This is a genomic window from Iningainema tapete BLCC-T55 (assembly GCF_014698965.1).
GTDB lineage: Bacteria > Cyanobacteriota > Cyanobacteriia > Cyanobacteriales > Nostocaceae > Iningainema > Iningainema tapete.
In genome coordinates this window covers 58,105-83,273 of sequence record NZ_JACXAE010000039.1, presented here as the reverse complement: position 1 = coordinate 83,273, position 25,169 = coordinate 58,105, and the positions used below count along the sequence as shown (strand labels likewise).

Annotated in this window: 22 protein-coding genes; 21 read left to right on the top strand and 1 reads right to left on the bottom strand. The window is 38.5% G+C overall.

Going from position 1 to position 25,169, the window contains the following annotated elements; translation table 11 throughout:
• Window positions 1-33 precede the first annotated feature (33 nt).
• Window positions 34-1,041, top strand: a complete 1,008-nt coding sequence (locus ICL16_RS10015) for an aldo/keto reductase (RefSeq protein ID WP_190826901.1) — start codon at window positions 34-36, stop codon at window positions 1,039-1,041.
• 3 nt (window positions 1,042-1,044) lie between these two features.
• Here the strand turns inward: ICL16_RS10015 and ICL16_RS10010 are convergent, their stop codons facing one another.
• On the bottom strand, window positions 1,045-3,228 hold the full coding sequence (locus ICL16_RS10010; protein ID WP_190826899.1) for a GumC family protein: 2,184 nt from the start codon (window positions 3,226-3,228) through the stop codon (window positions 1,045-1,047).
• Between the two features lie 323 nt (window positions 3,229-3,551).
• Between ICL16_RS10010 and ICL16_RS10005 the strand changes: the two genes are divergently transcribed.
• The 20 genes from ICL16_RS10005 to ICL16_RS09910 all read left to right on the top strand — a co-directional run bounded on the left by ICL16_RS10005 (window position 3,552) and on the right by ICL16_RS09910 (window position 25,168).
• The gene (locus tag ICL16_RS10005; protein WP_337906971.1) at window positions 3,552-4,877 is read left to right on the top strand and encodes a glycosyltransferase family 4 protein; all 1,326 of its coding nucleotides are present in this window, start codon (window positions 3,552-3,554) and stop codon (window positions 4,875-4,877) included.
• 74 nt (window positions 4,878-4,951) lie between these two features.
• Window positions 4,952-5,917, top strand: a complete 966-nt coding sequence (locus ICL16_RS10000; RefSeq protein ID WP_190826894.1) for a GDP-mannose 4,6-dehydratase — start codon at window positions 4,952-4,954, stop codon at window positions 5,915-5,917.
• Window positions 5,918-5,928: 11 nt separating this feature from the next.
• Window positions 5,929-6,672, top strand: a complete 744-nt coding sequence (locus ICL16_RS09995; protein WP_190826892.1) for an FkbM family methyltransferase — start codon at window positions 5,929-5,931, stop codon at window positions 6,670-6,672.
• A complete protein-coding gene (locus ICL16_RS09990) occupies window positions 6,672-8,495 on the top strand; it encodes an ABC transporter ATP-binding protein (RefSeq protein WP_190826890.1) in 1,824 nt (607 codons plus the stop codon). Before ICL16_RS09995 ends, ICL16_RS09990 begins: the two co-directional genes overlap by 1 nt.
• A 27-nt stretch (window positions 8,496-8,522) precedes the next feature.
• Window positions 8,523-9,620, top strand: coding sequence for a glycosyltransferase family 4 protein (locus ICL16_RS09985; protein ID WP_190826887.1), 1,098 nt, complete (start codon window positions 8,523-8,525; stop codon window positions 9,618-9,620).
• A gap of 13 nt (window positions 9,621-9,633) precedes the next feature.
• On the top strand, window positions 9,634-10,761 hold the full coding sequence (locus tag ICL16_RS09980) for a glycosyltransferase (RefSeq protein ID WP_238360697.1): 1,128 nt from the start codon (window positions 9,634-9,636) through the stop codon (window positions 10,759-10,761).
• 23 nt (window positions 10,762-10,784) lie between these two features.
• Window positions 10,785-11,948 (top strand): glycosyltransferase family 2 protein, encoded by a 1,164-nt coding sequence (locus ICL16_RS09975; RefSeq protein WP_190826885.1) that lies wholly within the window; start codon window positions 10,785-10,787, stop codon window positions 11,946-11,948.
• Between the two features lie 31 nt (window positions 11,949-11,979).
• A complete protein-coding gene (locus ICL16_RS09970) occupies window positions 11,980-12,633 on the top strand; it encodes a class I SAM-dependent methyltransferase (protein WP_190826883.1) in 654 nt (217 codons plus the stop codon).
• Window positions 12,634-12,641: 8 nt separating this feature from the next.
• Entirely contained in the window at window positions 12,642-14,324 is a 1,683-nt protein-coding gene (locus tag ICL16_RS09965) for a hypothetical protein (RefSeq protein WP_190826881.1), read from the top strand.
• Between the two features lies 1 nt (window position 14,325).
• Window positions 14,326-15,450 carry a glycosyltransferase family 4 protein gene (locus ICL16_RS09960; RefSeq protein ID WP_238360696.1) on the top strand — a complete coding sequence of 375 codons (1,125 nt, stop codon included), beginning with the start codon at window positions 14,326-14,328 and terminating at the stop codon, window positions 15,448-15,450.
• Between the two features lie 31 nt (window positions 15,451-15,481).
• Complete coding sequence (locus tag ICL16_RS09955) at window positions 15,482-16,210, top strand: class I SAM-dependent methyltransferase (protein ID WP_190826879.1); 729 nt, start codon at window positions 15,482-15,484, stop codon at window positions 16,208-16,210.
• 13 nt (window positions 16,211-16,223) lie between these two features.
• The gene (locus ICL16_RS09950; protein WP_190826877.1) at window positions 16,224-17,423 is read left to right on the top strand and encodes a glycosyltransferase family 4 protein; all 1,200 of its coding nucleotides are present in this window, start codon (window positions 16,224-16,226) and stop codon (window positions 17,421-17,423) included.
• Window positions 17,424-17,495: 72 nt separating this feature from the next.
• Window positions 17,496-18,176 (top strand): class I SAM-dependent methyltransferase, encoded by a 681-nt coding sequence (locus ICL16_RS09945; RefSeq protein ID WP_190826875.1) that lies wholly within the window; start codon window positions 17,496-17,498, stop codon window positions 18,174-18,176.
• A gap of 5 nt (window positions 18,177-18,181) precedes the next feature.
• Entirely contained in the window at window positions 18,182-19,030 is an 849-nt protein-coding gene (locus ICL16_RS09940) for an FkbM family methyltransferase (protein ID WP_190826872.1), read from the top strand.
• Window positions 19,024-19,686, top strand: a complete 663-nt coding sequence (locus ICL16_RS09935) for a class I SAM-dependent methyltransferase (RefSeq protein WP_190826870.1) — start codon at window positions 19,024-19,026, stop codon at window positions 19,684-19,686. The genes ICL16_RS09940 and ICL16_RS09935 overlap by 7 nt, the downstream gene beginning before the upstream one ends.
• A 14-nt stretch (window positions 19,687-19,700) precedes the next feature.
• A complete protein-coding gene (locus ICL16_RS09930) occupies window positions 19,701-20,888 on the top strand; it encodes a glycosyltransferase (protein ID WP_190826868.1) in 1,188 nt (395 codons plus the stop codon).
• Complete coding sequence (locus ICL16_RS09925) at window positions 20,864-22,006, top strand: glycosyltransferase (protein WP_190826865.1); 1,143 nt, start codon at window positions 20,864-20,866, stop codon at window positions 22,004-22,006. Before ICL16_RS09930 ends, ICL16_RS09925 begins: the two co-directional genes overlap by 25 nt.
• Window positions 22,006-23,286 carry a hypothetical protein gene (locus ICL16_RS09920; protein ID WP_190826863.1) on the top strand — a complete coding sequence of 427 codons (1,281 nt, stop codon included), beginning with the start codon at window positions 22,006-22,008 and terminating at the stop codon, window positions 23,284-23,286. Before ICL16_RS09925 ends, ICL16_RS09920 begins: the two co-directional genes overlap by 1 nt.
• The gene (locus tag ICL16_RS09915) at window positions 23,287-24,048 is read left to right on the top strand and encodes a class I SAM-dependent methyltransferase (protein ID WP_190826861.1); all 762 of its coding nucleotides are present in this window, start codon (window positions 23,287-23,289) and stop codon (window positions 24,046-24,048) included. It begins immediately after the preceding gene.
• Window positions 24,023-25,168, top strand: a complete 1,146-nt coding sequence (locus ICL16_RS09910; protein ID WP_190826859.1) for a glycosyltransferase family 4 protein — start codon at window positions 24,023-24,025, stop codon at window positions 25,166-25,168. The genes ICL16_RS09915 and ICL16_RS09910 overlap by 26 nt, the downstream gene beginning before the upstream one ends.
• The last annotated feature ends 1 nt before the right edge of the window (window position 25,169 follow it).

Sequence of the window (25,169 nt, the reverse complement as noted above, 5' to 3'; positions counted from 1 at the left end):
CTGACTCCTAAAATTCAAAATCCAAAATCCAAAATGTTAAGTCGTTTACAATTCACACCTGATTTAAATATTTGCCCGATCTTAAACGGAATGTGGCAAGTTTCTGGCGCACATGGACGTATTGACCCAAAAGCGGCGATCGCTTCCATGTTTAAATATATGGATGCTGGCTTTACCACTTGGGATTTAGCAGATCATTATGGTCCTGCGGAAGACTTTATTGGTGAGTTTCGCCGTCAAGTAATTGCTAATCGCGGTGAAGAGGCTTTATCTAATATTCAGGCTTTTACTAAATGGGTGCCTCGTCCAGGAAAAATGACAAAACCTCTGGTGGAGGAAAATATTAATATCTCCCTAAGAAGAATGGGAGTGTCATCATTAGATTTGATGCAATTTCATTGGTGGGAATATCGAGATAAAAATTACTTAGATGCCCTCAAGTATATGGCGGAATTGCAAGAATCGGGCAAAATTAAGCATTTAGCTTTGACTAACTTTGATACAGAACATTTACAAATTATTACAGATGCTGGCATCAAAATAGTTTCCAACCAAGTCCAATTTTCTCTGGTTGACCGTCGTCCTGAAGTAAATATGGTGCAATTTTGTCAACAGCACGACATAAAACTTTTCACTTACGGTACATTGTGCGGCGGTTTTTTATCAGAAAAATATTTGGGGAAACCGGAGCCAAGAGGGTTAGAACTGACTACTGTTAGTTTAAGAAAATACAAGAATATGATCGACTCTTGGGGTGGTTGGAGTCTATTTCAAGAATTACTTTCTACCTTAAAAGAAATAGCTGACAAACACAGCGTCAGTATTCCTAATGTGGCAGTACGTTACATCTTAGATAAACCGAGTGTAGGGGGTGTAATTGTTGGTGCAAGGCTAGGCATAGCTGAACATATAGAAGATAATGCCAAAGTGTTTGGTTTTACGCTAAATGATTCTGATATGAATCAAGTAGATGCTGTAACCCGTAAGTCGCGGGATTTGTATCAGTTAATCGGCGATTGTGGTGACGAATATCGGCATTGATATCTAATAATAGTTGTAATAACCAAGGAAATTTTGGTTGTGTCCGTTGATTACTGCACCTAAGATATGACTTTGGGTCATTTTTAGACCATCCATTGCTTGTGTTATTGCCCCACGATCTGTTTTGTGCATTTTAGCTACCAATACAATACCATCTGTGTTAGGTGCTAGCAAGTTAGCATCAGCTAGTCCAACCAAGGGGGGTGCATCATAAATTACTAAGTCGAAGTTGGAGCGAAAATCTGTCATTAATTGCTTCATTTTTTGCGATGAAAGCAATTTTGTGGGATCGGGTGGAATTGGTCCGGCGGTAATTATAGAAAATTCTCCGTAAGAAGGTATTTGCCGAATTACTGTTTCTACTGGCATACCTCCAGTTAGTACACTACTTAGTCCCCAGAGATTATTTAAATTTGATAAATAGCTAATTCGCGGCTGGCGCAAATCGGCATCTACTAGTAGTACTCGTTGCCCCATTGCTGCCGCAGTTTGAGCTAGGTGGAATGCGATCGTTGATTTACCATCTGCTGGGGAAGCGGAACTAATGACGATGGAGCGAATTTGTTGATCGGAACTTAGTAGTTGAATATTTGTATGCAGTAGACGAAAAGCTTCTAAAAATCTTGAGGATTGGTAACTGTTTTGACTTTGTTCAGATTGAGGAGGAGTGACTACCACCGCTGTAGAACTATCTTGTGGTACTTGAGCCAATTGTTCTGGAGAGCTTTTTTCTTTTGCTCTACGTTTTTTAGCTCTTAAGAGTTCTTTAGATACTGGAATAGTTGCTAACAAGGGTAGTTTGAGCTTTTCTCTCAAGGCTTCTATGGAATGATAAGTATCGTCTAACTTTTCTATCAGTAAAGCCATGATCATCCCTAAAACTGTACTGACGAAGAATCCGACAACCAAATTGCGTGGGATATTAGGAGATAAAGCATTAAATGGCTCAGTCGTTGCTTGAACTAACTGCCAGGGAATCTCTGTTTGAGCTAGCTCTACTTGTAACGTTTCGCGGGTGATGAGGAAACGATTTAAACTTTCAGTGGCTATTTGTATGTTTCTTTGTAGTTCTGTATATTGCCGAATGAGAACAGGTAATTGTTCAACTCTCTGATGAATTTTCTTCTCTGTTTGACCAAGTTCTTGACTCTGATATTGTAGAGTTTGAATTTCATTTGTACTTTCAGCAAGTTTAATATTCCAAACTCGCTGTGCTTCGTTGCGGATGAGCGGTAACAACCTTTGTCGCTTCTCTAGCAAGTTTTGTACGGGGATGCTTTCCTCATGAAAACGAGTTAATTCCGAAGATATCTGAATTTCTAATTGACGTAGTTGAGTAATTAACTGCTGATATACAGGTGTTTTATCTAGTATTGCTTGTGCTCCTTCACTTTTTTGTAGGTTAACATAGTTAGCTTGAGCTTTTGCTATCTGCTGATTAATTCCTAATCGTTGTTCAGATACGAGCTTGACTTGAGTATCAAGTTGCTGTGCTTGAGTTGTTGGATCGGTAAAGTTGTATTTTTGGCGGAAGATTTGTTGTTGTTCTTGAAGCTGATTAACCCGATTATGTAGGAATGGTAGTTGTTGTTCAACAAATTGAATTCCCTGACGCAGGTTGGTTTGTCGATTTTCTAAACTGTATTTTAAGTAAGCCTGAGCAAGCTTTTGTAGTACTGTTTTTGTTTTGGCTGAGAGATTACTCCGATAACTAACTTCTATGATCTTAGTTTCACCCAACCGAGTGATCGTGAGAGAATCTACCAGAGAGTTGTAATCAAGCTCTGGATAAGAACGTTGCAACTGCTTAATAATATTTGTCATTAGTTCAGGACTTTTAAGTACCTGAATCTGAGTTTCATAATCTAAGCTAGACTTGTTGATGTTTTGATCGCCGAGATTGATTTTTGTCTTGTTGTTATCGCTATTAACAGGCTCGGCTAAAATCTGAAATTTTGCTTCATATACTGGTTTTTGGTTCAGCATTACACCTACAACACCAACCATTACTAAAGTCATTACCCCAGCGATCGCAAACACTCGTCTTTTGGCAACATTGAGTAATTGGCGCAAATCCCAATCCTCGTCTCGATCTGGTAACCAAGGTGAAGAGTGAGTTACTACTGGTGGAATTACATAAGCTCTATGTCCATTAGTTGATGAATTTTTTACGGAAGAGGTTTCCATTATGTATTTATGCTTATTTGTAATTTAGACTTTATTTTGATGACTACTTCTGCTTAAAAGTTAGAAGCGGCATTTTTATGGACAATAGTAACTTGAGTATTACCATATAGCCTTCCGTAAAACTACTGATGCATTAAGAGTTTCTCTCATATTTTCTCTCAAATAAAATTTTTGTTAATAACTTAACCAAGTTACAAAACTTTTTACAGCTTTGTTAATCTTGGAAATTTTCTGGGCAATCTATAGTTAGCCAAATGTGAAAGATTTCTCATAGGGGTATCAAGCTAGTGAATAATACTGAAAAACTGAAGGAAGTAAGTGAAATTAACAAATATGAGAATTTACACGTAGACAATCTCACATTTGTGGAAATTGGGCAGCTGATTAAACTGTCCGTTATCACACAGTTTTTTCCTCCAGACTACGCTCCTACTGGACAGTTAATTGAGGAACTAGTAAGGCATTTGGCGCAACAAGGACTAGATATTGAAGTATTCACCAGTCAACCTAGCTATGCTTTTGGAACTACTTGTGCTTCGTCACTAGAGCAGTTAGGTAGTTTGCGAATTAGGCGATGTTTTACGCCGAGTAGTAAACCATCTACATCCAAAGCTAAATCTTCACAAAGAATTCGCGGTAAGCTGATCAACGGTATTTTATTCATGTTGCAAGCAGTTGCTTATCTATTTAGTGCTGTTCGCCGTCGCAACCTAGTACTACTAACTACTGCTCCTCCATTTTTGCCCATATTAGGCTATCTAGCTCATGTGTTGTTTGGACTATCATATGTTTGCATCCTTTATGATCTTTACCCAGATATTGCCGTTTCATTAAAAGTAATACCAAAATACCATTGGCTAACTAAATTTTGGCACGCTGTAAATCGACAGGTTTTACGCAAGGCTAAAGGGATTATAGTTCTCAGTCCAGCCATGAAGCTACAAGTAGCAGCAAACTATCCAGAAGTTGCCTCACGCCTGACGGTTATTCACAGTTGGGCTGATCCTAATTTGATTGTACCCATCGCCAAAGAAGACAACTGGTTTGCGCATCAGTATAAACTAGTAAAAAAATTTACTGTTGGCTACTCAGGCAACATGGGTCGTTGTCATGATATACACACTATATTAGAGGCAGCTAAATACCTCAAAGATGAGCCAATTCAGTTTGTCATCATTGGTGGAGGAGCTAAACGTGAAGAACTTATTCAGGAGGTCAATCGATTAGGACTAAGTAACTTTTTATTCTTGCCATATCAAGAAAGACACGTCCTTCCTTATTCCCTCACAGCCTGTGACTTATCTTTAGTGAGTGTAGATGCAGGTATGTCTAGTCTTGTTGCTCCTAGCAAACTTTACTCTGCTCTAGCAACCGGAAGACCAATAGCTGTGATTTGTCCAGAGCATTCATATCTGAAACAACTGATTGCAGAAGCCAACTGCGGTGAGACATTTGAGAACGCAGATAGTTACGCTCTAGCTCAATTTATTCGCTCCTTGAGTCGAGATCGCCTTCTAGCAGAGCGGATGGGTAAATCGGCACGTCAGTATTTGCAGTCGTACTTTACACCTGAAGTTATATGCAGGCAATACTTTGAAGTATTTTTACGAGCTATCTTATCAGGAAATTTATCTAGCCAAACAAGATAAATGGCTAATTCCACTGATTGAGTTAGCAGTGCTGATGCAGCAATTACGGTTTTCTAATACAGTAAACAAAATTGATGAAAAAAGCGTTAATTTGTGGAATATCCGGTCAAGATGGAGCTTATCTGGCATCGCTGCTCCTGAGCAAAGGCTACAGCGTCTGTGGTACTTCAAGAGATGCCCAAATTTCATCTTTCCAAAATTTGCTCCGTTTGGGCATCAAGGAACAAGTTAAGTTAGAGTCTATGGCTCTAACTGACTTTCGTAGTGTATTGCAAATACTGACAAAAATAGATCCTGATGAAGTTTATAACTTAGCAGGGCAAAGTTCAGTAGGTTTGTCTTTCGAGCAACCAGTAGAAACACTAGAAAGTGTCGCTACAGGTACATTAAATCTGTTAGAAGCTATTCGCTTTTTAGGTAAACCGATCAAACTCTATAATGCTGGCTCTAGTGAGTGTTTTGGCGATACAAACGGACATACTGCCGATGAAACGACACCATTTCGTCCCCGCAGCCCATATGGTGTAGCTAAAGCAACAGCGTTTTGGCAACTAGCTAACTACCGAGAAGCTTACAATATATTTGCCTGTTCCGGCATCTTGTTTAATCATGAATCTCCTTTACGACCAGAACGTTTTGTTACGCAAAAAATTGTCTCTACTGCCTGTCGGATTGCTGCTGGTAGTCAAGAAAAACTCTTTTTAGGTAATACAGAGATTCAGCGTGACTGGGGTTGGGCACCAGAATACGTTGAAGCAATGCACTTAATGCTGCAACAAAATGAGCCAGATGACTATGTGATTGCAACTGGCGTTTCTCATCGGCTAGAAGACTTCGTTACAATTACTTTTGAGGAACTAAATTTAGATTGGCAAGAGCATCTAATAATTGATGAAAGTTTATTTCGACCTACTGACATTCATCTAGGTAAGGGAAATCCAACTAAAGCAGAGCAAAAGCTAGGGTGGCAAGCTCGTTATCAGATGCGTGACATCATCCAAATGATGATACAGGCAAACATCAAACAAGCGTTTAATTGAAATTAACTAATATGAGTATGCCATTTTTCTTTTACAGGCGTTTAGCTCGTTGGATCACCTGTGAGTTTAGTTTGTCAAATACAAGCAGAATTTCACTTCAAAACAAGTATGAGGTTGCTAGTTTTCAAGATGTTTTCTGTTGTCCATTCTATTGGCAAGTATTTCAATTTGTTAATTCTCCGCCAAAATTAGTAGTTGATTGTGGAGCGCATTTAGGTCACTTTAGTATCCTTGCAGATATTTGTTTTCAAAGTAAATTCAATTTTGCCAACACACAATATATTCTTGTAGAACCCAATCCGTTTCTGCTTCCCACAACAAAAAAGAACATATCAGAAGCTGGTATGAGTCATCGAGTTGAATTGAAGCAAGGTTTGCTAGGAGATAAATTAGGTGATGGGAAACTGTGGATTAACCACAAGAACTATTTAGCTACAGGTTTAGACTATACTGAGGGAGCAAAACCCGTTACTGTTCCCTACATAGATTTACTAAAATTAGTTGGAAAACAAGCAATTGATGTATTGAAAATAGATATTGAAGGAGGTGAGTTTAGTTTTGTTAAGTCTAATTTAGAACTATTTAATCAGGTGAATTTAATCTTTATGGAATTACATAAAGCTACTAAAGAAGTACACCAGGAGTTGTTTACATCATTACAATCAGTAGGATTATACTTAGCAAATCAGCCTTTAGAAGTACATGGTCAGCAACTCTTAATTTTTCAACGTCAGCCCGTTACAAACAATAAATAATGATTAATTCTCAAGTGGTCGATATTTTCATCAAATTGATGAAACCTCAGCAAAGTCTAGCAATTAAGGCTTTATTTTTATCATGTATAGTTTCTTTTCTAGAGGTAGTCTCGACTTCACTAATAATGCCATTTGTTCAGGTGTTAGGAAGTAATAAGCTTGCCACTGAAAAGTTACCTATATTTGGAAAATATTTAACTACTTTTTATAACACTGTTCCGGTTCGTTGGCAATTATTAGTAATTACTATAACTTTTTTAATAATAATTAGTATTAAAAATATTGCTCAATATTTTTCTAATATTAAAATAAATGATTTACAATTAATAGTTGGCAGAACAATTCGTCAAAATTGTGTTGAACGTTTTTTGGAATTAGAGTTTACCTATTATAGTAGTTCCAATTTAGGAAAATTACTTAGTTATGTAAATGAACAAGCTCAACGCAGTGAATATTTATCCTCTTCTTTTATTGAAATAGCAAGAGAATTACTAGTCATCTTTGCTTTGCTATTCTTACTTATTAATCTATCACCTACATTAACAATATTTACGACGTTAAGTTTATTATTAGTTTTACTAAGTTTAAAGTTTGTTATAGAAAAGTTACATATTTATAGTTATAAAGCAGCAAAAGCTATCGAAGATTTTTCGACGTTCGTTACAGACATGATTCGGGGGATACGTGTTGTTAAATCATTTGGGTTAGAGCAGATAAAACTAGAGTTTGCTCAGCAATCTCTACAAAATAGATATGAGGCAGAAATGTCAGCCTATAAATATAACTCAGCAGTTGCTCCTCTGAGCGAGAGTACAGGAATTGCTGTACTATTGCTACTTCTATTTGTAGGTTCTAGCTTACTTCCACATTCAGAAGGCACCGCCTTACCGTTACTGTTGACTTATACTCTGACTCTACTGCGAATGCTACCAAGAATAAACCATCTTAATAGTTTGCGATCGCAACTAGCTTTACTATCAGGTAGCGTAGAGTCGATTTATAGTTTTTTATCATCTACTTCAGGATTAAATTTACCAAATGGTTCACAAGTATATAGTAAACTATCATCGGGAATCGCGTTGGAAAATGTAACTTTTCAATACTCTGCTAATTCAGAGCCTACTTTAAAAAATGTCACATTTCAAATCAAAAGAGGAACAACAACTGCAATTGTGGGATCATCTGGTAGTGGAAAGTCAACACTAGTCGATTTAGTGATGCGATTCCACGATGCTAATTCAGGCTACATCAAAGTTGATGGTGTCGAGTTGAGAGAATTTCAAATAAGTTCTTGGCGCTCCGCAATTGCGATGGTTAGTCAAGATACATTTTTATTTAACTCTTCTGTGCGGGAAAATATTGCTTATGGTTGTCCGGGTGCAACGGATTTAGAAATTATAGAGGCAGCAAAAAAAGCTTATGCATACGAGTTTATCCAAGAATTACCAGAGAAGTTTGACACGATTGTGGGGGATAGTGGTACGAGATTGTCTGGTGGGCAGAGGCAGAGAATTGCCATAGCTAGAGCAATTATTAGAAACCCTGACATCTTAATTTTAGATGAAGCGACGAGCGCATTGGATTCAAATTCAGAGCGGATCGTTCAGAAAGCAATCGAAGAAGTCAGTCGCTCACGCACTGTAATTACGATCGCTCACCGATTGTCTACCATTGAGCGAGCCGACAACATTGTTATCCTTCATAACGGTTGCGTCGTAGAGCAAGGAACTCATCAGCAGCTATTGTCACATCGGGGAACATATTGGTCACTATATCAAGCCCAGTCATCTCTCCATCAAGCTTCTTACGCTCAACTCTTGTAAACAAGATTACTATTAACTGACAAGAAAATGAAAGTACTGTTATTTGGTTCACTCATAGCTGAAGGCGGAATTCAGACTCATACACGTTGGCTCTCTAGATCTTTAGCCGAAGCAGGTATAAAAGTATTGATTGTTACACCAGAGCCAATTCAAGAATCAGAGTTAAATTCTTTAGAAACCAATGAAATTCAGGTTTTTCCTTTCAAATCTGTTGGCGTTAAAGCAAATTTTTTGGCGGTGAAGTTTGAAGAGTTTAGAAACTTAGTAAAAGTGGCAAGGAGTTTTGAACCTGATGTTTATTTTGGCGTAGGTACAGGTTGGAATCTTAGTATACTACCTTTAGCATTATCAAAGCAAGTCAGAACTATTTTCTATGAAGTGATGTCAGGTGTGCCTTTTGGATGGCGCGATGCTCGTTGGGGTGTGAGGTGGTGGTTTAATGAAGTTGTGGGGCAATCCCCAACTGTAGCAAAAACCTTTGCCTCTTGTTTTGGTTGGAAGAAAACCGTTCCCGCAATTCCGGCAATTCCAGAGCCTTTGGAATTAACCGCCACTCTACCTCAAACAGTAATAAAAACAGTAGAACTTGGTAAAGCCAAGGCTGCATTTTTTAGTCGGCTCGCACCACACAAACAGGCTTTCTGGTTAGTTCAGCAGTGGGATCTACTCAAAGATCTTTTGGATGAGTTGCATATATATGGTAGCGGACCAGAGGAAGAACCGATTCGAGACTATATTAACTCAAGAGGATTGGGCGATCGCGTTAAATGCTTAGGTCGTTATCCGGAGGGGCAAGCTTATGTCGATCTGCTTTGCAATTATGATTTGACTTTACTTCCCACTATTGGTGCTGAAGGTGCGCCTTTAGTACTTTTAGAGTCAATGGCTTGTGGAGTGCCATTTGTCGCATATGGAGTTGGCGGAATACCAGATTATGCTGTTGATAACCCAAACTCTTTAGTAGTTCCGCCAGAGCCAAAAGCGTTTATCTCTGGAGTGAGACAAATGGTACATAGACTGGCACGTGGTGACATAAACCAAGTACAGTTACAACAATTCTACCTTCAGCGTTATTCTTATGAAGTTCTGAAGAAATCGTGGCTTTCTTATTTATGCTCTCAATGATCGTGCAAATTATATGAAAGATTCTAAGAGGATGAAAATTCTGTTTTACTGTGGAGGATTTGCACCAGTAGGGGGCGTTGAAACTTTCTGTAAAAATCTCCTTACCCACCTGAAAACTAAACATCACAATTGTACTTTACTTTGTTGGGGACAAAAGTCACCTCTACTCAAGTCTACTCAAGATATCGGTGTAACAATCGTCCGCAATCCTTGGCGTTGGGGGTGTATATGGAATGTACCAGACTGGCTACTTTTACCAACAGGTTTAAAACAGATTCAGCACGCTGATGTAGTACTATTCGGCAAGCTCTTTCCGCTACAAATTTTGAAGCTGATTCGCGCCCAAGCTGGTGCAAAAAAAAGGATGGTTTTTATTACCTCCTCCCGACCGACGACTCCAGATAATTATTTAGAAAAAAAACATCTTCTTGAAGCATTAAATGTTTTTGACCTTATACTAGTACAATCATCCTTATTCATAGAAAGTTTACATCACATAGGATATAAAGGACGGATTGAAGTTCTTCCTTTACCTCATTACTATGGTACAGTTAAACCATTACCAGTGAAAGAATTAAAAATTGGCTTTTTAGGAAGGTTAGTTAAAGAAAAAAATGTTCCATTAATCCTCGAAGCATTTCGCTGTTTTCAGCAGAAATATTTAAAAGAATTTATGCCAGCAGATGGACAAACTCAGCCAAGTTTACATTTATTCGGTGATGGTTATCTGCGTCAGGAACTTGAGCAACTAACTCGAGAGCTAGAGATTAGCAACAGTGTGATTTTTCATGGTAATATTCCCTACGATCAAATTGAAGATGCGATCGCCTCATGTCATCTGTTTGTATTCGCATCTCACATAGAAGGACAATGCCTTGCTGCTTTAGAAATTTTATCTTGTGGTCGTCCCCTAGTGGCAACCGATGCAGGGGCGCTACCAGATATTTTATCTGATTCGCGGTTGGGCAAATTAGTGGAGTATGTTCATCCAGAGAACTTTGCTAATAGTGTCATGGAAACTGTCAAATTAATTAATGAGCAGTCGATGACGCCAGAGTCAATCCGTTCTGCTTATTTAGAGCGATATGAGCCTAAACAAATTAGCGATCGCTATATAGAAATCTTGAACTCTTTGAACTGATATCTACCAATTGAGGATATGGTATGTTACAACAACCTTTAGTTTCAGTAGTAATGCCCTGTTTGAACGAAGAAGCAGGTATTGGCAGTTGTATTGAGAAGATTTTGACTACCTTTAGGAAAGCTGGAATTAATGGTGAAATTGTTGTCTGTGACAACGGTTCTACCGACAAATCGGTTGAGATTGCTAAAAGCATGGGGGTAACAGTAATACACCAACCACAGCGAGGCTATGGTAATGCTTACCTCAAAGGCTTTGCTAATGCAAGAGGTAAGTATTTCATCATGGGGGATGCTGATGATACTTACGACTTCCGGCTAATTCCTCATTTTTTGAATGCTCTCATTTATGATGGCTACGATTTTGTTACAGGTAGTCGTTTTCTTGGCAAAAAAGGATTAGAAAACAATCCGTGGCTGCATCGTCTGATTGGAAATCCGGCAATTACAGGAATACTCAATGTTTTGTTTGGCACGAAATACACAGATGTTTATTGCGGATTTCGTGGATTCAGTAGAGAGGCTTACAATATGATTGAACCAGTGAGTCCTGGAATGGAGTTTAACTTGGAACTCGCAATTAATGCAGGACTTGCCCGGTTGAAAGTTAAGGAAATTCCCATTCAATTAGCCCCTCGGAAGGGAGAATCTAAGTTACGCACGCTTCGCGATGGCTGGCGCAGTGTGAGAATGATGCTGCTGTATTCTCCAAATCAATTGTTTATCTACCCAGGATTATTTTTACTCATATTGGGAATGCTAACTCATTTTGTTGTACTTGCTGAACTGTGGAAATATGAGGGTAGAACACTTGGAGTTGTTACAGGTATATTTGCCACAATTTTTAGTGTAGTCGGCTTTGAAATATTAAGTTTAGGTCTAAACGCGAAGACTTATTCTTGGAGTCGTCGCTTTGATTGTGATAATCCTTTGCTGCGCAAGTTCTATAAGTTATTTAAGTTAGAGACTGGACTTTTGATGGGCGGAAGCATGATTTTGAGCGGAAGTATGATTTTACTGTCTATCATTTCTAAGTGGATTCAATCTAATCTCATGCCGCTTCCTTTTCCAGAATGGTCTGCATTTGGAGCAACTTTGGTGATTATAGGCTTTGAGACTGTATTTTCATCTTTGTTTATTTCTACGATGTCAATGCGTAGAGTTGAAGCATACGGACAACCTCAGTAGGAAAATGTACGTCACGAACGGTAAAAAAGCGATGATCAAAAGTAAGTACGTTGGCGCATCCATCGGTGGAATCGCGACTAAAATATCTAACTATGCTCGTAGACGAATGTTTGCCACCCTCATGCGACTGGCACAACCTACAGAAGAGACAACTGTTTTAGATGTGGGTGTAACCTGCGATCGCCGACTGGATTCCAACTTTTTTGAAAAGCTGTATCCGTACCCGCACAAAATTACTGCTGTAGGTTTGGAAGATGCTTCTTTTTTGGAAGTAGAATACCCTGGTTTGAAGTTTGTTCAAACTGATGGTTTAAGGCTACCCTTCCCAGACAAAAGCTTTGATTTAGCAGTCAGTTTTGCTGTACTTGAACATGTAGGCGATCGCGCTCAACAAAGAACCTTCATTCATGAGCTTTGCCGTGTGAGTCGAGCTTGTTGTATTACTACACCTAATCGCTGGTTTCCTATTGAATTTCACACTGTTTTACCCTTAATCCATTGGTTGCCACCAAATTTTTTTAGATGGATTCTAAATCATACAGGTAAAAATTTTTGGGCTAAGGAAGAAAATTTAAATCTTCTGGGACAAAAAGAGCTATTATCCCTATTTTCCTCTGATAGAATTACTTGTTATCACCATAAATTATTAGGTTTGGTATCTAATTTATTTGTTTACAAAAACTAATTCATTTCATGCATACTTCAAGTCTAGAAAAACTGATTGCTTCTAATCTACGTATTACTTACGCAATAGTTACTTGGGTAACTTTGGCAATAATAGCCGTCTATTTTTTGCCAGCGTTATTAAGAATGGATTTGTATACTGACGATATGCGTCAGCATATATCTTGGTATTACAGCTACCGCGATCCAGAACTGTTTCAACACGATCTTTTAAAGACATTCTATGCCGATACTTTTTTAGTAGTTGGCTTTAAAAGCTTATATAGTTTGGGTTCAAGAATAATAGATCCTCAAGTACTTGGAGAACTACTCGCAGTTGCTCTTGCTTTAGTGACAGCAGTTTTAGCCTATGCTATTGGTAAAAATGTTACAAATGGAAGTCAATTAGGGGGAATCGCTAACGTTTTGCTTTTCCTATTTGGTAGTGTTGTAAATATCAATTACATGATCCCACTCGCTGGTGGTCTTCAACGCTCCTTTGCTCTCCCTATTCTTTTACTAGGCATTTTGTCTCTACTTGGTCAAAATTTTGTAGCTCTTTCTCTAGCCTTACTTCTGGCAGCATTATTTTATCCTCCTAGCTTTATTAGTCTTTGTATTTACTCGTCATTAATTATAGGTGTCCATTTTTTCAATACTAAAAAAATTCCTAAAGGTATTTATTTACTGCTAGCAGTCGTAACAGTTTGCTTTAGTTTACTGATTTGGATGCAGCGCCACTCCAGCCATGAAGCTTCAGTTTGGACACCTTACTCTCTGCGTGAAGCTTTAAATATGGTTGAATTTAAAGCTGATGGTTTAATTCCTATTTTATTTTCCAATTGGTGGTTATACATTAGTCATGCATTACCAGCATTAGGAATACCTTTAACTTTATTCTTATCATCTTGTCTGTTGATGTACTTCTTGCCAAGAGGGCTGACGATTTTCCGTTTGGAAGCTAGTACTATTATTATGTCAGCATGGATTAACTATGCTTTTGCCTATCTTTTGTTTTTTCGGCTTTATGAGCCTAATCGATATGTACTCTATCCATTTCTTGCCTTTTGGCTTTTGGTATTTCCACCTCTTTTCTTGAAGCTAGTAGAATTTTTGGATAAATTATATTATCAAAGAAATAAGTATCTAATAATTAGTAGAAAACAAGTTTTAACAATACTATTTGTATTAGTACTAGGAGTTACGTTGTCTTCGACAATTTTAGTAAGCATACGTGTTGTAAAGGGTCAAGGAGGAATGATTGGAACAGTTCCAACTGAATTGTATAATTTTGTTAAGTTATTACCCAAGAATACTCTAATTGCAGCTCATCCAAGGGATGCGGATGATATCCCTATGCGCAGTCAGCGCAGTGTGTTAGTTATGGAAAAATCTTTTTACCCTTCTCATAAGGAATTTTATGAAGAAATCAAGGCTAGAGCTTTTTCAATATGGGCAGCAATGTATGCCACAGATCCCCAACCGATTCTCCATCTCCAACAGAAGTACGGTGTTGATGTATTTTTAGTTAACCGTCAGATGTACAAAGAAGATCCCATGCAAGCAAAACCTTTTATATCAATGATTAAAAGCTTACAAAGTAGTTTGGGAGAGCGACAACCTTTACTTTTATCTCCTCCTAAAGAAGCAGTTTTATATGCTAAAGGAGATTTCTCGTTAGTCGATTTAAAGAAACTAATAACCCACTCTTGATATGGAAAATTATGATGAAATGAAAATTCTGTTTTATTGTGGAGGATTCGCTCCCATAGGAGGAATTGAAACTCTAGCGAAGAATCTCCTCAGCTACTTGAAAGCTAAACATCACAGTTGTACTTTACTGTGTTGGGGACAAAAGTCACCTTTATTCAAGTCTATTCAAGAGGTTAGGGTGACAACCATCCGTAGCCCTTGGCGCTGGGGGTGTAAATGGAATGTACCCGATTGGATACTTTTACCAACAGGTTTAAAACAAATTCAGCAGGCTGATGTGGTACTGTTTGGCAAGCTCTTTCCTTTGCAGCTTTTGAAGCAAATTCGAGTGCAAGCAGGAGCGAGAAAGTGCTTGGTTTTTATTACTCCTTATCAACCTATATCTCCAGAACATACTGTAGAAAAAACACATCTGCTCGAAGCTCTAAATATTTTCGATTTGATCATAGTGCAATCATCCTCATTCGTAAATGATTTACAAAATATAGGTTATAAAGGGCAAATCGAAGTTATTCCGTATATTCCTCATAATTATTCAACAATTCAACCATTTCCATTGAAGGAAAAGTTAAAAATTGGCTTTTTAGGAAGGTTAGTAGAAGATAAAAATATTCCTTTACTACTAACAACATTTCGGATTTTTTGCAATAAATATTCAGAAAATTTTAGTTTTTCGGAGCAACCAAGCCTACATATATTTGGTGATGGGCATCTACGCCAACAACTAGAAAACCTTGTTCAGAAGCTAGATATTAAATCTAATGTGATTTTTCATGGTGGTATTCTTAACAGTCAAGTTGAAGATGCGATCGCCTCATGTCATCTATTTGCTTTCACATCTCGCATCGAAGGGCAATGCCTTGCTGCCTTAGAAATTTTATCCTGTGGTCGCCCAATTGTGGCAACAAATGCCGGAGCGCTACCAGACATTTTGTCTGATTCTCGTCTGGGGAGACTGGTGAAGTCTGCTCACCCAGAGGATTTTGCCAATCACCTGATCGAAATTGTCAAATCAATTCATGAGCAGTCGATTACGCCAGAGATAATCCGAGCAGCTTATTTGGAACGATATGAGCCGAAACGAGTTGGAGAGCGCTACTTGGAAATATTAAAATCTCTAACTTGATTCAATGTATAAAAACTGAGGAAATGAGTAAATGTTGAAGAGTAGATTGATCAAAACTAAAGGATACATTACATCGAGTGGACTTCCTGAATTATCTAAGGATATTAAGTATCTATTACGTCGTAGCTTTTTAGGATTGCCACGAATAGAAATTTCCGAAATTTTTGATTTAGAGGCAAATGATTTTGAAATTAACATACCTAATCATAATCATGGTTCTATCCAGAATGCCTCTCTCACCCTAAGTGATAAATTAGCAATTGCTGTATTTTGTCAAATAATCAAGCCGAAAACTGCTATTGAAATTGGCACATTTCGTGGGGAAACAACAGATTTGATCGCTCGTAATACAGTTAATGCAGATATATATACACTGGATTTACCTCCTGATTTTACTACTCATCAGTTACAACCTGAAGCCTCTGATTTATCAGTTCTCCAGCAGCGACAACCAAGTTTGTATATTCAAGAAATATATTCTCGCGGAAGTCATGTTCATCAAATATATGGAGACAGTGCAGTATTTGATTTTTCCAGTCTTAATCAAACCTTTGACTTAGCCTTTATCGATGGTGCGCATTCCTATGAGTATGTTAAAAATGATACGGAAAAGCTCCTACCGTTGATGAATCCAGGTGGATGGATTATCTGGGATGATTACTTTTTCGCTTTTCCAGATATTATCCGTTATGTCAGTGAGTTTTGCGCTCAAGGAGCAATTCATTTGTATGGTACACGACTTGCTGCTTTCAAAGTATAGAGATTAACTAAACATGAAACGTTTCATTGCTCTGCAAACAGGCGCACGCCGTAACTACGCTGTACCTAGTATTTTAGAGAAGTCTGGATTACTAGAAGTTTTTTATACAGACCTTTGTGCTGATACTGGATTGGTAGCAAAACTTGATCGACTCTTTCCCAAACCTTTAAGACGTGGTGCGTTAAATCAGCTATTAAATCGTCGTGTACCACCTAATCTTAAAGAAAAAGTAATGACATGTGACTGGGCAGCACTTCGCTACTTAGCAAGACAGAAACTTGCAGGAAGTAACCCGATCAAACAGCATCAAGCGCTCTCTACTTTTAATCAAGAGTTTGGTGAAACAGTTTTACGTAAAGGTTTAGGTGAGGCTACTCATATTTTTTCTATGTTTGGAGAAGGAGGAAGCATTTTAGAATTTGCTAAACAACAAGGTATCAAAACAATTACTGAAATTTACATTTCTCCTTCAACTCATAGAATTGTTCAAGCAGAAAGGGAACAATTTTCAGATGTAGAACCTGTAATTCCATTGGAAATTATCCAAAAAGACTATGCTTGGTTTAGTAAAATTTGTGAATTCACTGATGTATTTATTGTCCCTTCTCAATTTGTTGAAAAGGGCTTAAAAGAATTTGGCGTTACTCAGGAAAAATGTCAAATCGTTCCCTACGCTGTAAATGATTCCTGGTTTAAACTCAACAATCGCCCCACACGCGGTAGAATTCTGTTTGTCGGAACAGCAGAACTCCGCAAGGGAATTCATGTTTTGGGAATGGCAGCCCAAAAGCTGAGCGATCGCAATTACGAATTTAGAGTAGCTGGAAATGTCTCTGTTGTACGTCAACACAAACTTACTCAAAGCCTAAATTTTTTAGGTCGAATCCCCAGAACTCAAGTTCAGCAGGAATACACTCAAGCAGATATCTTTGTGCTACCCAGTTTAGCAGAAGGCTCGGCAGAGGTGACCTATGAAGCACTAGCAGCAGGTTTACCTGTAATTACCACAGAGGCAGCAGGATCGGTTGTTCGAGATGGTATTGAGGGGTTCATTGTTCCAGAACGAAACCCAGATGCAATCGCCGCCCGAATTGAGGAACTTGTGGAGAATCGCCAGTTGCGCTCGCGCATGGCTGCTGCTGCTAGAGAACGTGCCAAAGACTTCTCTTGGGATCATTATGCCCAAAGGCTGCTAGCAGTACTTGCAACATGATTCACTATTCAAATAGTCTACATTGCACAGGTAAATGAGTGAAAATTGTATAACCAGAAGGATACTAGAACTATGCGAAATGATCCATTTGCTATCAAACAATATCCTAAGTGGCATCCTATACGGCTAGCTTTCACTGCAAAAGCAAGAATTCTTGAAACAGAAGCCAAACGGAACTTTCAAAAATATGAATTACCAGAGAAGATTATTCCTCATCTTCCACCCGTTCCTGAAGTTGATTTTACCAATACTGCAGTAACACCAGTTCAAATTCAGCATCTTTTGTACGCTCTATCATTAACTGAACACTTGACAGATACAGTAGTAGTTGAAATAGGTTGCTATCGAGGAGTGACAACTCAAATTCTGGCAGCTTCAACAAACCGCAAGGTAATTGCAGTCGATCCTTACATAGGCTATGGTGGTTCTGAAGAAGACTATCGTCATTTTCAGAAAAACACTTGTGAATTACCAAACGTTATTCACGAACGTAAAACTTCAGGTGAAGCAGCTAAAACGTGGAAGTATAATCCAGCAAGCCTTGTTTTTATTGATGCAGTGCATGACTACGTAAATACTTCATTTGATATTGATACTTGGTCGTCTTTAATGGTTAAAGGTGGGGTTTTAGCTTGCCATGATACCGATCAAGACTGCTTTGCAGGAACAAGAAAAGCAGTTTTTGAGTTTAGTTATTTTGCGGATCAATTTGCTCATCCAAACAACTTAACCCTACTTTCACTTAAAGGATAATGTTCATGTACGCTGAGCAAGCTTTGATACCTTTTTACCAAAAAATTTTGCGTTTTACCAAAGGAAGAGGAGAACACACTCTTGCTAAAGTAGACGCATTCTTATTCAGGTCAGTTCGACAAGTCACAATCAATCGCGATGATGATATTTCTATAGTTTTACCTCCAGATCCCCACTTCTTCAGATATCTCATCAAGTCCCACGAGCAGCATATTAGTTATGCTATTAGTAAACTTGTTAAAAATGGTGATATCTTTATTGACGTAGGTGCTAATATAGGCTACTTTTCTGCATATGCAACTGCTGCTGTAGGAAAGCAAGGAAAAGTTTTTTGCCTTGAACCAGAATCCAAAAACTTTGAATACCTGAAGACAAACTGTAACACTATTCAAAAACGTGGATTCGACTGTTCGGCATATAGTTTGGCTGCTAGTTCAGTTAATGGAGAAGCAACCTTAAGCATTCATAGATACAGTACATATCATACCATTGAAGATAATTATTTAGAGCGGGTTGAAGATAAACAAATAATTAATACAGTCACCCTTGATGACTGGACAAAACAAGAAGGTATTGAACATATATCTCTACTGAAAATTGACACAGAGGGTCATGAACCAAGAGTTTTAGAAGGGGCAAGAAAATTATTCCACAAAAAAGCAGTTGATTTTGTAATTTTAGAGTGCCGTTCCGAGCAGATAGCTAGTTTTATAGATGACTTTTGTCAAGAGTTTAACCTACATCAGCTCACTTGGGATGGACACACATGGCATCAGACTGGTGCTCGGTCTATCAAATACAGAACAGAATGTTTGCTATCTAAAGTACCACTTTCACCCAACTTATTATGTTGAACACTACTGAAGAAAATCGGTTATTGTATTCATCAGGACATACACCAAGCTTTGACCAAGAACGCGCCACTTTGCTAAGTTATTGGCTACAAAATATTACCCCTATTTCACGCTCCCTTGACATAGGTTGTAGTAGTGGTGGGTTTTCATCTTTACTACCTGACAAAGTTGAGAAATGGGGGCTTGACTTTGAGCGTCATCCAGATTTACCGAAACAATTTAACTTTCTTGCCTGTGACATTGCCCAGTCTTGGTCTGTTCCGCAAAACTACTTTGATGTTGTTTTAGCAGGGGAAGTGATTGAACACGTTCTCGATACAGACCTATTTTTACAGCGATGCTTTGATGCCCTGCGTCCTGGAGGTTATTTACTTTTAACCACGCCCAACTTGTCGTCCTTTGCGAACTTGCGTTACTGGGTGCAAACAGATCAGTACATGTGGGTTGATTCAGGGGCTAATCAGTTTGGACATGTACGTTATCTTGCTCCTAAGCGAATGCATACTGCTCTCAAAGCGGCTGGTTTTGACAGCATAGTCATGAAAACAGTTTCTGGCTTGGAAAGTTTTCAAATATTTCCTCTACTACATCGTTTTATTCAGCAAGTTTTTCCTTTAAGAGGCAACCGTCTTTGCGTAATTGCTTGTAAACCTTAATCTAGCTGATTGCTGTGTTGAAAATATTTAAGTCTACAAAGTATTCATCAGGACGGTTCAAATTAGCTGTTCTGGACGCCAACTTCTATTGGACAGAGCAACTTTTTTCAGCCTGTAGAGATTTTGCCGACGTATTGCTGTTGCGCCCCCATGATTTCCGCGCCTTTCACAAACAGTACGATCGCTACTTTATCGACCTAAAGCCTCAACCTATTTCTGAGGGAGTTTGGGAACAGCGAATTTGTTTCCCCCCTGGTTGGTTCTTTCACTACTGGTTTTTAACTCGGCACTTATTTGCTCAGCTAATCCGGCAATTCCAGGGCGATAGTCCATTAATTTTTGTGTTTAACTACCCTTACTACTACACTTTGACAAAAGACCTGAATGCTTACTCAATCTATTATAATATTGACGATTATCGCCAGTATTGGTTAGGTCGTGAGTCCCAAACTCCACTTGTTGAGCGACATGCCGTTGCTCAAGCCGATCTGACACTATGTGTTGCCGACTACAGAGCTTCGTCGCTAAAACAGGAATGTCCTCTTCAAGCCGATCGAATTGCTTATCTGCCCCACGGTTGCACTCAAGAGTTTATGGTCGAGCAGCCACTTTCGGCAATTAAACCCCTGCCTCAATTGCAAGCTTACACTCGCCCTATTGCTGGATATATTGGTGCCTTAACCTATCGTTTTGACTTTACTTATCTAGCACAGGTAGTTGAAAAATTACCTGATGTCACCTTCGTTCTGGGAGGTTACCTTCCTCAGCCAAGTGATGGTTCTCCTGAATGGTGGTTCGGGTTAGAGCAGGTTCGTCGTTTACCCAATGTTCACTTTATTGGTCAAGTTCCTCACCAACGCTTAGGAGAGTACTTGCAGTCATTTGATGTGCTTTTGATGCCCTATTCTTTTTGCAACTTTAATCTCAATGCTTGTCCGACAAAACTTTGGGATTACATGGGTACTTCAATACCAGTGGTAGCTAATAACGTAGTTCCAGAGGTGAATCAATGGGAGCATGTTCTCCTAATTGCCCAAAATCCAGATGACTTTGCACAAAAAATTAGATTTGCTCTAGCAAATCCAACTTGGAAATCGCTTGAACGTTTGGAAATTGCCAAAGCTCATACCTGGAAATTGCAAGCTAAAAAACTTCAACATCTGCTAGAGGAGCAAGGATGGTTAGTTCCGCAAAGCATTTGAGAGTCCTTCACATCTGCCAACGAGATGATTTAGCTACGGGGGGCGCTGCTCGAGTCGCAGTGGAGTACGTAAAACGCTTGCCTAACTACGAAGTTGATGCTCGCTGTTTGTTTCTTTACGGTTCTCCTGGTTATTTTCAATCAGAACTAGGCGTAAGCGCTCACTATTTGGGTATTAAAAACTCACAAGACTTTGGCAAATTTGGACGATTGACAAAATTCATCAAACAATTTCAGCCTGATATCATTCACCACCATGACGGGTTACTATGGTCTCATCTACTGACTTTCTTTCACCCTGGTATATTTAAAGTTACTCATGCGCATTTAGGCGCAAACAGCAATTCATTTTCTCCTCGTAATATCGTAGCAGCTTGGTTGCAACGTCAATCGACCAACCTCCTGATTTGCATTACTGAAGATACCCGCAATAGTCAAATTGAGCAGGGGGGCTATAAACAAAACCGTACCTACGTTCTTTACAACGGTGTCGAGCGCTCACGTTTCAAACCACCAACACCAACTCAAATAGCTTTCGCCCGCAAAAATTTTCAACTAACAGAACATGCTAGAGTGGTTGGTTTTGTTGGCAGGCTTCATTGTGAGATGAAAGGAACTGATGATTTCTTGCGCATGATTGCTCTATTACCCTCTAATTATGTGGGTTTAGTGGTTGGTTCTGGACCTGATGCCGATCAATTAAAGCAATTAGCTCAAACATTAAAAATTTCTCAACGTGTTGTTTTCACTGGAATCATTGAAAATACGGCGGTTGCCTATCACGCGATGAATGTTTTCTGTCTTACCTCCCACTGGGAACCCTTTGGGCTGGTAGTAGCTGAAGCAATGGCTTGTGGACTACCGATTGTCAGCTTATCATGTACTGGAGGAGTTAATGAATTACTCACAAAAGAAACTGGTTTTTTGCTCCCAGATAGAGACTTAGAAAAAATGGCGCAAGCAGCGATCGAAGCTGTTGAACATCCAGAAGTTGGGAGAGAGCGTAGCATCAACTCAAGATTGCGGTTGCAACAGTACCACGATTGGGACAATAACACCTCAAAGTTGGCTAATTTATATAAAAACTTACTACCGTTAACAAGTAATTTGGCAAAATAATGGCTGAAATATATCTGAATCTACTGATTTTAATTTGCTTTTGTTTGTTTGCTTGGGGACTTATTCGTGTAGAGCGAGTTTATCAATACCCGTTTTTCATGGGTATTATTTTTATTTCGTTTCTTGTACCTCAAGCATTTGCGTTAACTCAAAATCCCGGTCAAGTTAGTCAAGTCGCACTAGAAAGAGTTTTACTTGTATCATGCACTTGTGCTGCTGCCTGTTTGATAGGTTATAAATTAAAACCAAACAAAAAATGGCTGGTAAAGCTTGATATTCCTATAGATGAGCGCAAATTATTTAAAGCAGGGATAGCCTTAATGGTTATAGGGTTTATATTTATTTTTCTCATTAATAATACACCTGTTGAAAAAGGAGCAAATGGTAATTGGAGTGGTCTAAACACCATATATTTATTTTTTGCTCAAGTTATTTATATCGCTTTCGGTATTTTTCTTTTGCAAACTTTGCAGCGTCCCAGTGTTTCTAATCTTATTTTTACAGCAATTACTAGTGTCCCTTTAATTCAAACTGTGATTCTTTATGGACGACGGCAACCTACAATGACTCTACTTGTTATTATAGGTGTTTCGTTTTTTCTTATTCGTCGTTATACTCCGCCAAGATGGATATTTATCACAGTTATAGTTCTCATGGCTTTGCTAATCCCTGCTATTGGTTTATTACGTGGTAATTTTTGGACTTTGCTTTTTAGTGGTAACTGGCAAGAAGTATTATCTGTATCTCAAAAAACTTTTAACTATCTAATTGATGGTGATTTGCTAGAGTTAAGAAATGCAGCATTATTAATGGACGCAGCAGAACATACAAATAGATATGGATATGGTACAGGATATTGGGATGGGATGGTGTTTCAATATGTACCAGGACAGATAGTAGGTTATGACTTAAAAAGATTGCTTCAATTTAACAACTTTGAAACATATGATTTAGCAAGTATGTACGGTTATTCTATTCCCGGCGGTTCGACAATTACTGGAATTGGAGATTCATTTATTGAATTCAGCTATTTTGGCTTCCTTAGTTTTGCATTCATAGCATATATTTTTAAAAATTTGTGGATATCATCTGTATATCATGCAAGTACTTTCAGTAGACTTTTATATATGGGATTAATTAGTCCAGCGATGGTGGGTTTAACTCATGGAACAGGAAGATTTTTTCAAGAAGCGTTATTTCAACTAATATTTGTTGGTTTAGTGACATACTATAGTCGAATAAAATATAAAGAATATATGCAGTATATGGAGGATAGATAAATGATAATACAGCGTTGGATAGAGATTTCAAAAGATCCAAATTCAAAAGAAGCTATGCAAGCTCGTAAAAATATGCTTGTGGCAGCAAGAGCAAAAGCTTCTATTTCTAATCGAATTGATTACCTTTGCTCTATAGCTAGTGGTAAGGATATTCTTGATATTGGTGTTGTAGATCATAGTATAGACTCTAAAGATAAAACCTATTGGTTACATGGTAATCTCTGCAAATACGCTAAAACATGTTTAGGAGTCGATATTTTAGAGTCAGAAGTCGAGCAATTAAGACGTGAAGGTTTTAATGTTATCAACGTTGATTTAAACAAAGAAGTTCTTAGCAAAAGCTTTGACTTAATCATTTGTGGTGATGTTTTAGAACATCTCAATACACCAGGAAATTTAATAGCTAATGCTGTCAAAATGCTTAGAAAATCAGGCAAGTTAATTGTGTCTGTACCCAATCCTTGGTACATAAATGTTGTGCTTAAAAATACTATAAACGGAACACCGTATCTTGATAACGTGGATCATGTAAGTTGGTTTGATCCTTGTACAATTTGTGAATTAGGTCAGAGATATGGATTAGCTTTGAACTATTTTGTCGGGGTTCATGCCTACAATACATCCAATCCACTCACAAGACTATTATTTAGCTTTTCACCCTTATTAATAAGTTTAGGTCTACGACCAGAACTTTTCTGTAAAACAATCATTTATGAATTTGTGAGAGCAGATGAATATGAAAAAGCGTTTGCTGCTAATTAGTTCCAACTCTAGTGGAAGAGGAGGAGGAGAGCGTTATCTTGTCTATCTCACTCAAGGATTGCGTCTTTTAGACTGTGAGGTACACGTACTACTCTCAACTGTAAATTATATGGATACTTGGGCTAAAGCGCTTGATGCTGAAGGCGCACAAGTACATCGCCGAGATCTATCAGGATTGCGTGTTCGTCCATTACGATTTGTACAGGCGATCGCCGACAAAAAACAACAGCAAAAAGTAGCCTCAGTGTGCAAAGAAATTCACCCAGATGCCATCCTAGTAAATCAACAATATGACGAAGATGGACTTGATTATATCACAGGTGCGCTCAATGCCGATATTGCGACCGTTGGCGGTGTAATGCACATGCCCATGACAGCAACCAAAAACCAACGTCCTTTTGGAAAGCAGCGAGGCAACTTACTACGGAAATGGTACATACAGCATCCATACCGCTTACTTTTCGTCTCCAAAGGTAGCTTGGCAGAATTTAGAAACTACTACAACCTGCCTTATCCTGATAATTTAGTTCATCATGGTTGTCCGTTTTTAGAAATTGGTAACGAGCCAGATTTATCAAAATTTCCGTACCCGTTATCGACAATAGGTTTCATAGGACAGTTTGTTCCTCAAAAAAACCTTCAACTTCTAGTAGAAGGATGGTTATGGATGAGAAAGCAAGGAATCGAGACTCGTCTGCTACTAGTTGGAGATGGTTCAGAACGTAACTCAATCGAGAAACTTTTAGCAGCCGCCCCTCAAGAAACATGGCACATCACAGGCTGGCAAAATCATCCAGAAAAATATTTATCAATCATAGACATTTACGCCATGACAAGTCATTTTGAAGGTCTTCCCCTAGCACTACTAGAAGCAGTCGGCAGAGGTTTGCCAGCAGTTGTAACTAACTTTAATGGTGCAGTAGACGTGGCAGAACATACCTCTTGGGTCAAAGTTGTTACTAAAAGCGATCCTGTATCTGTTGGTAAAGCTTTAGCAGATACCATCCAAAACCTCTCAAACTTAAAAAAACAAGCCCAAGACAATCAAGAAACATTTCGACGTTATTTCTCACCCAGTCGGATGGCAAAAGACACCCTAGCAGCTCTGGGAATAGCTTAAT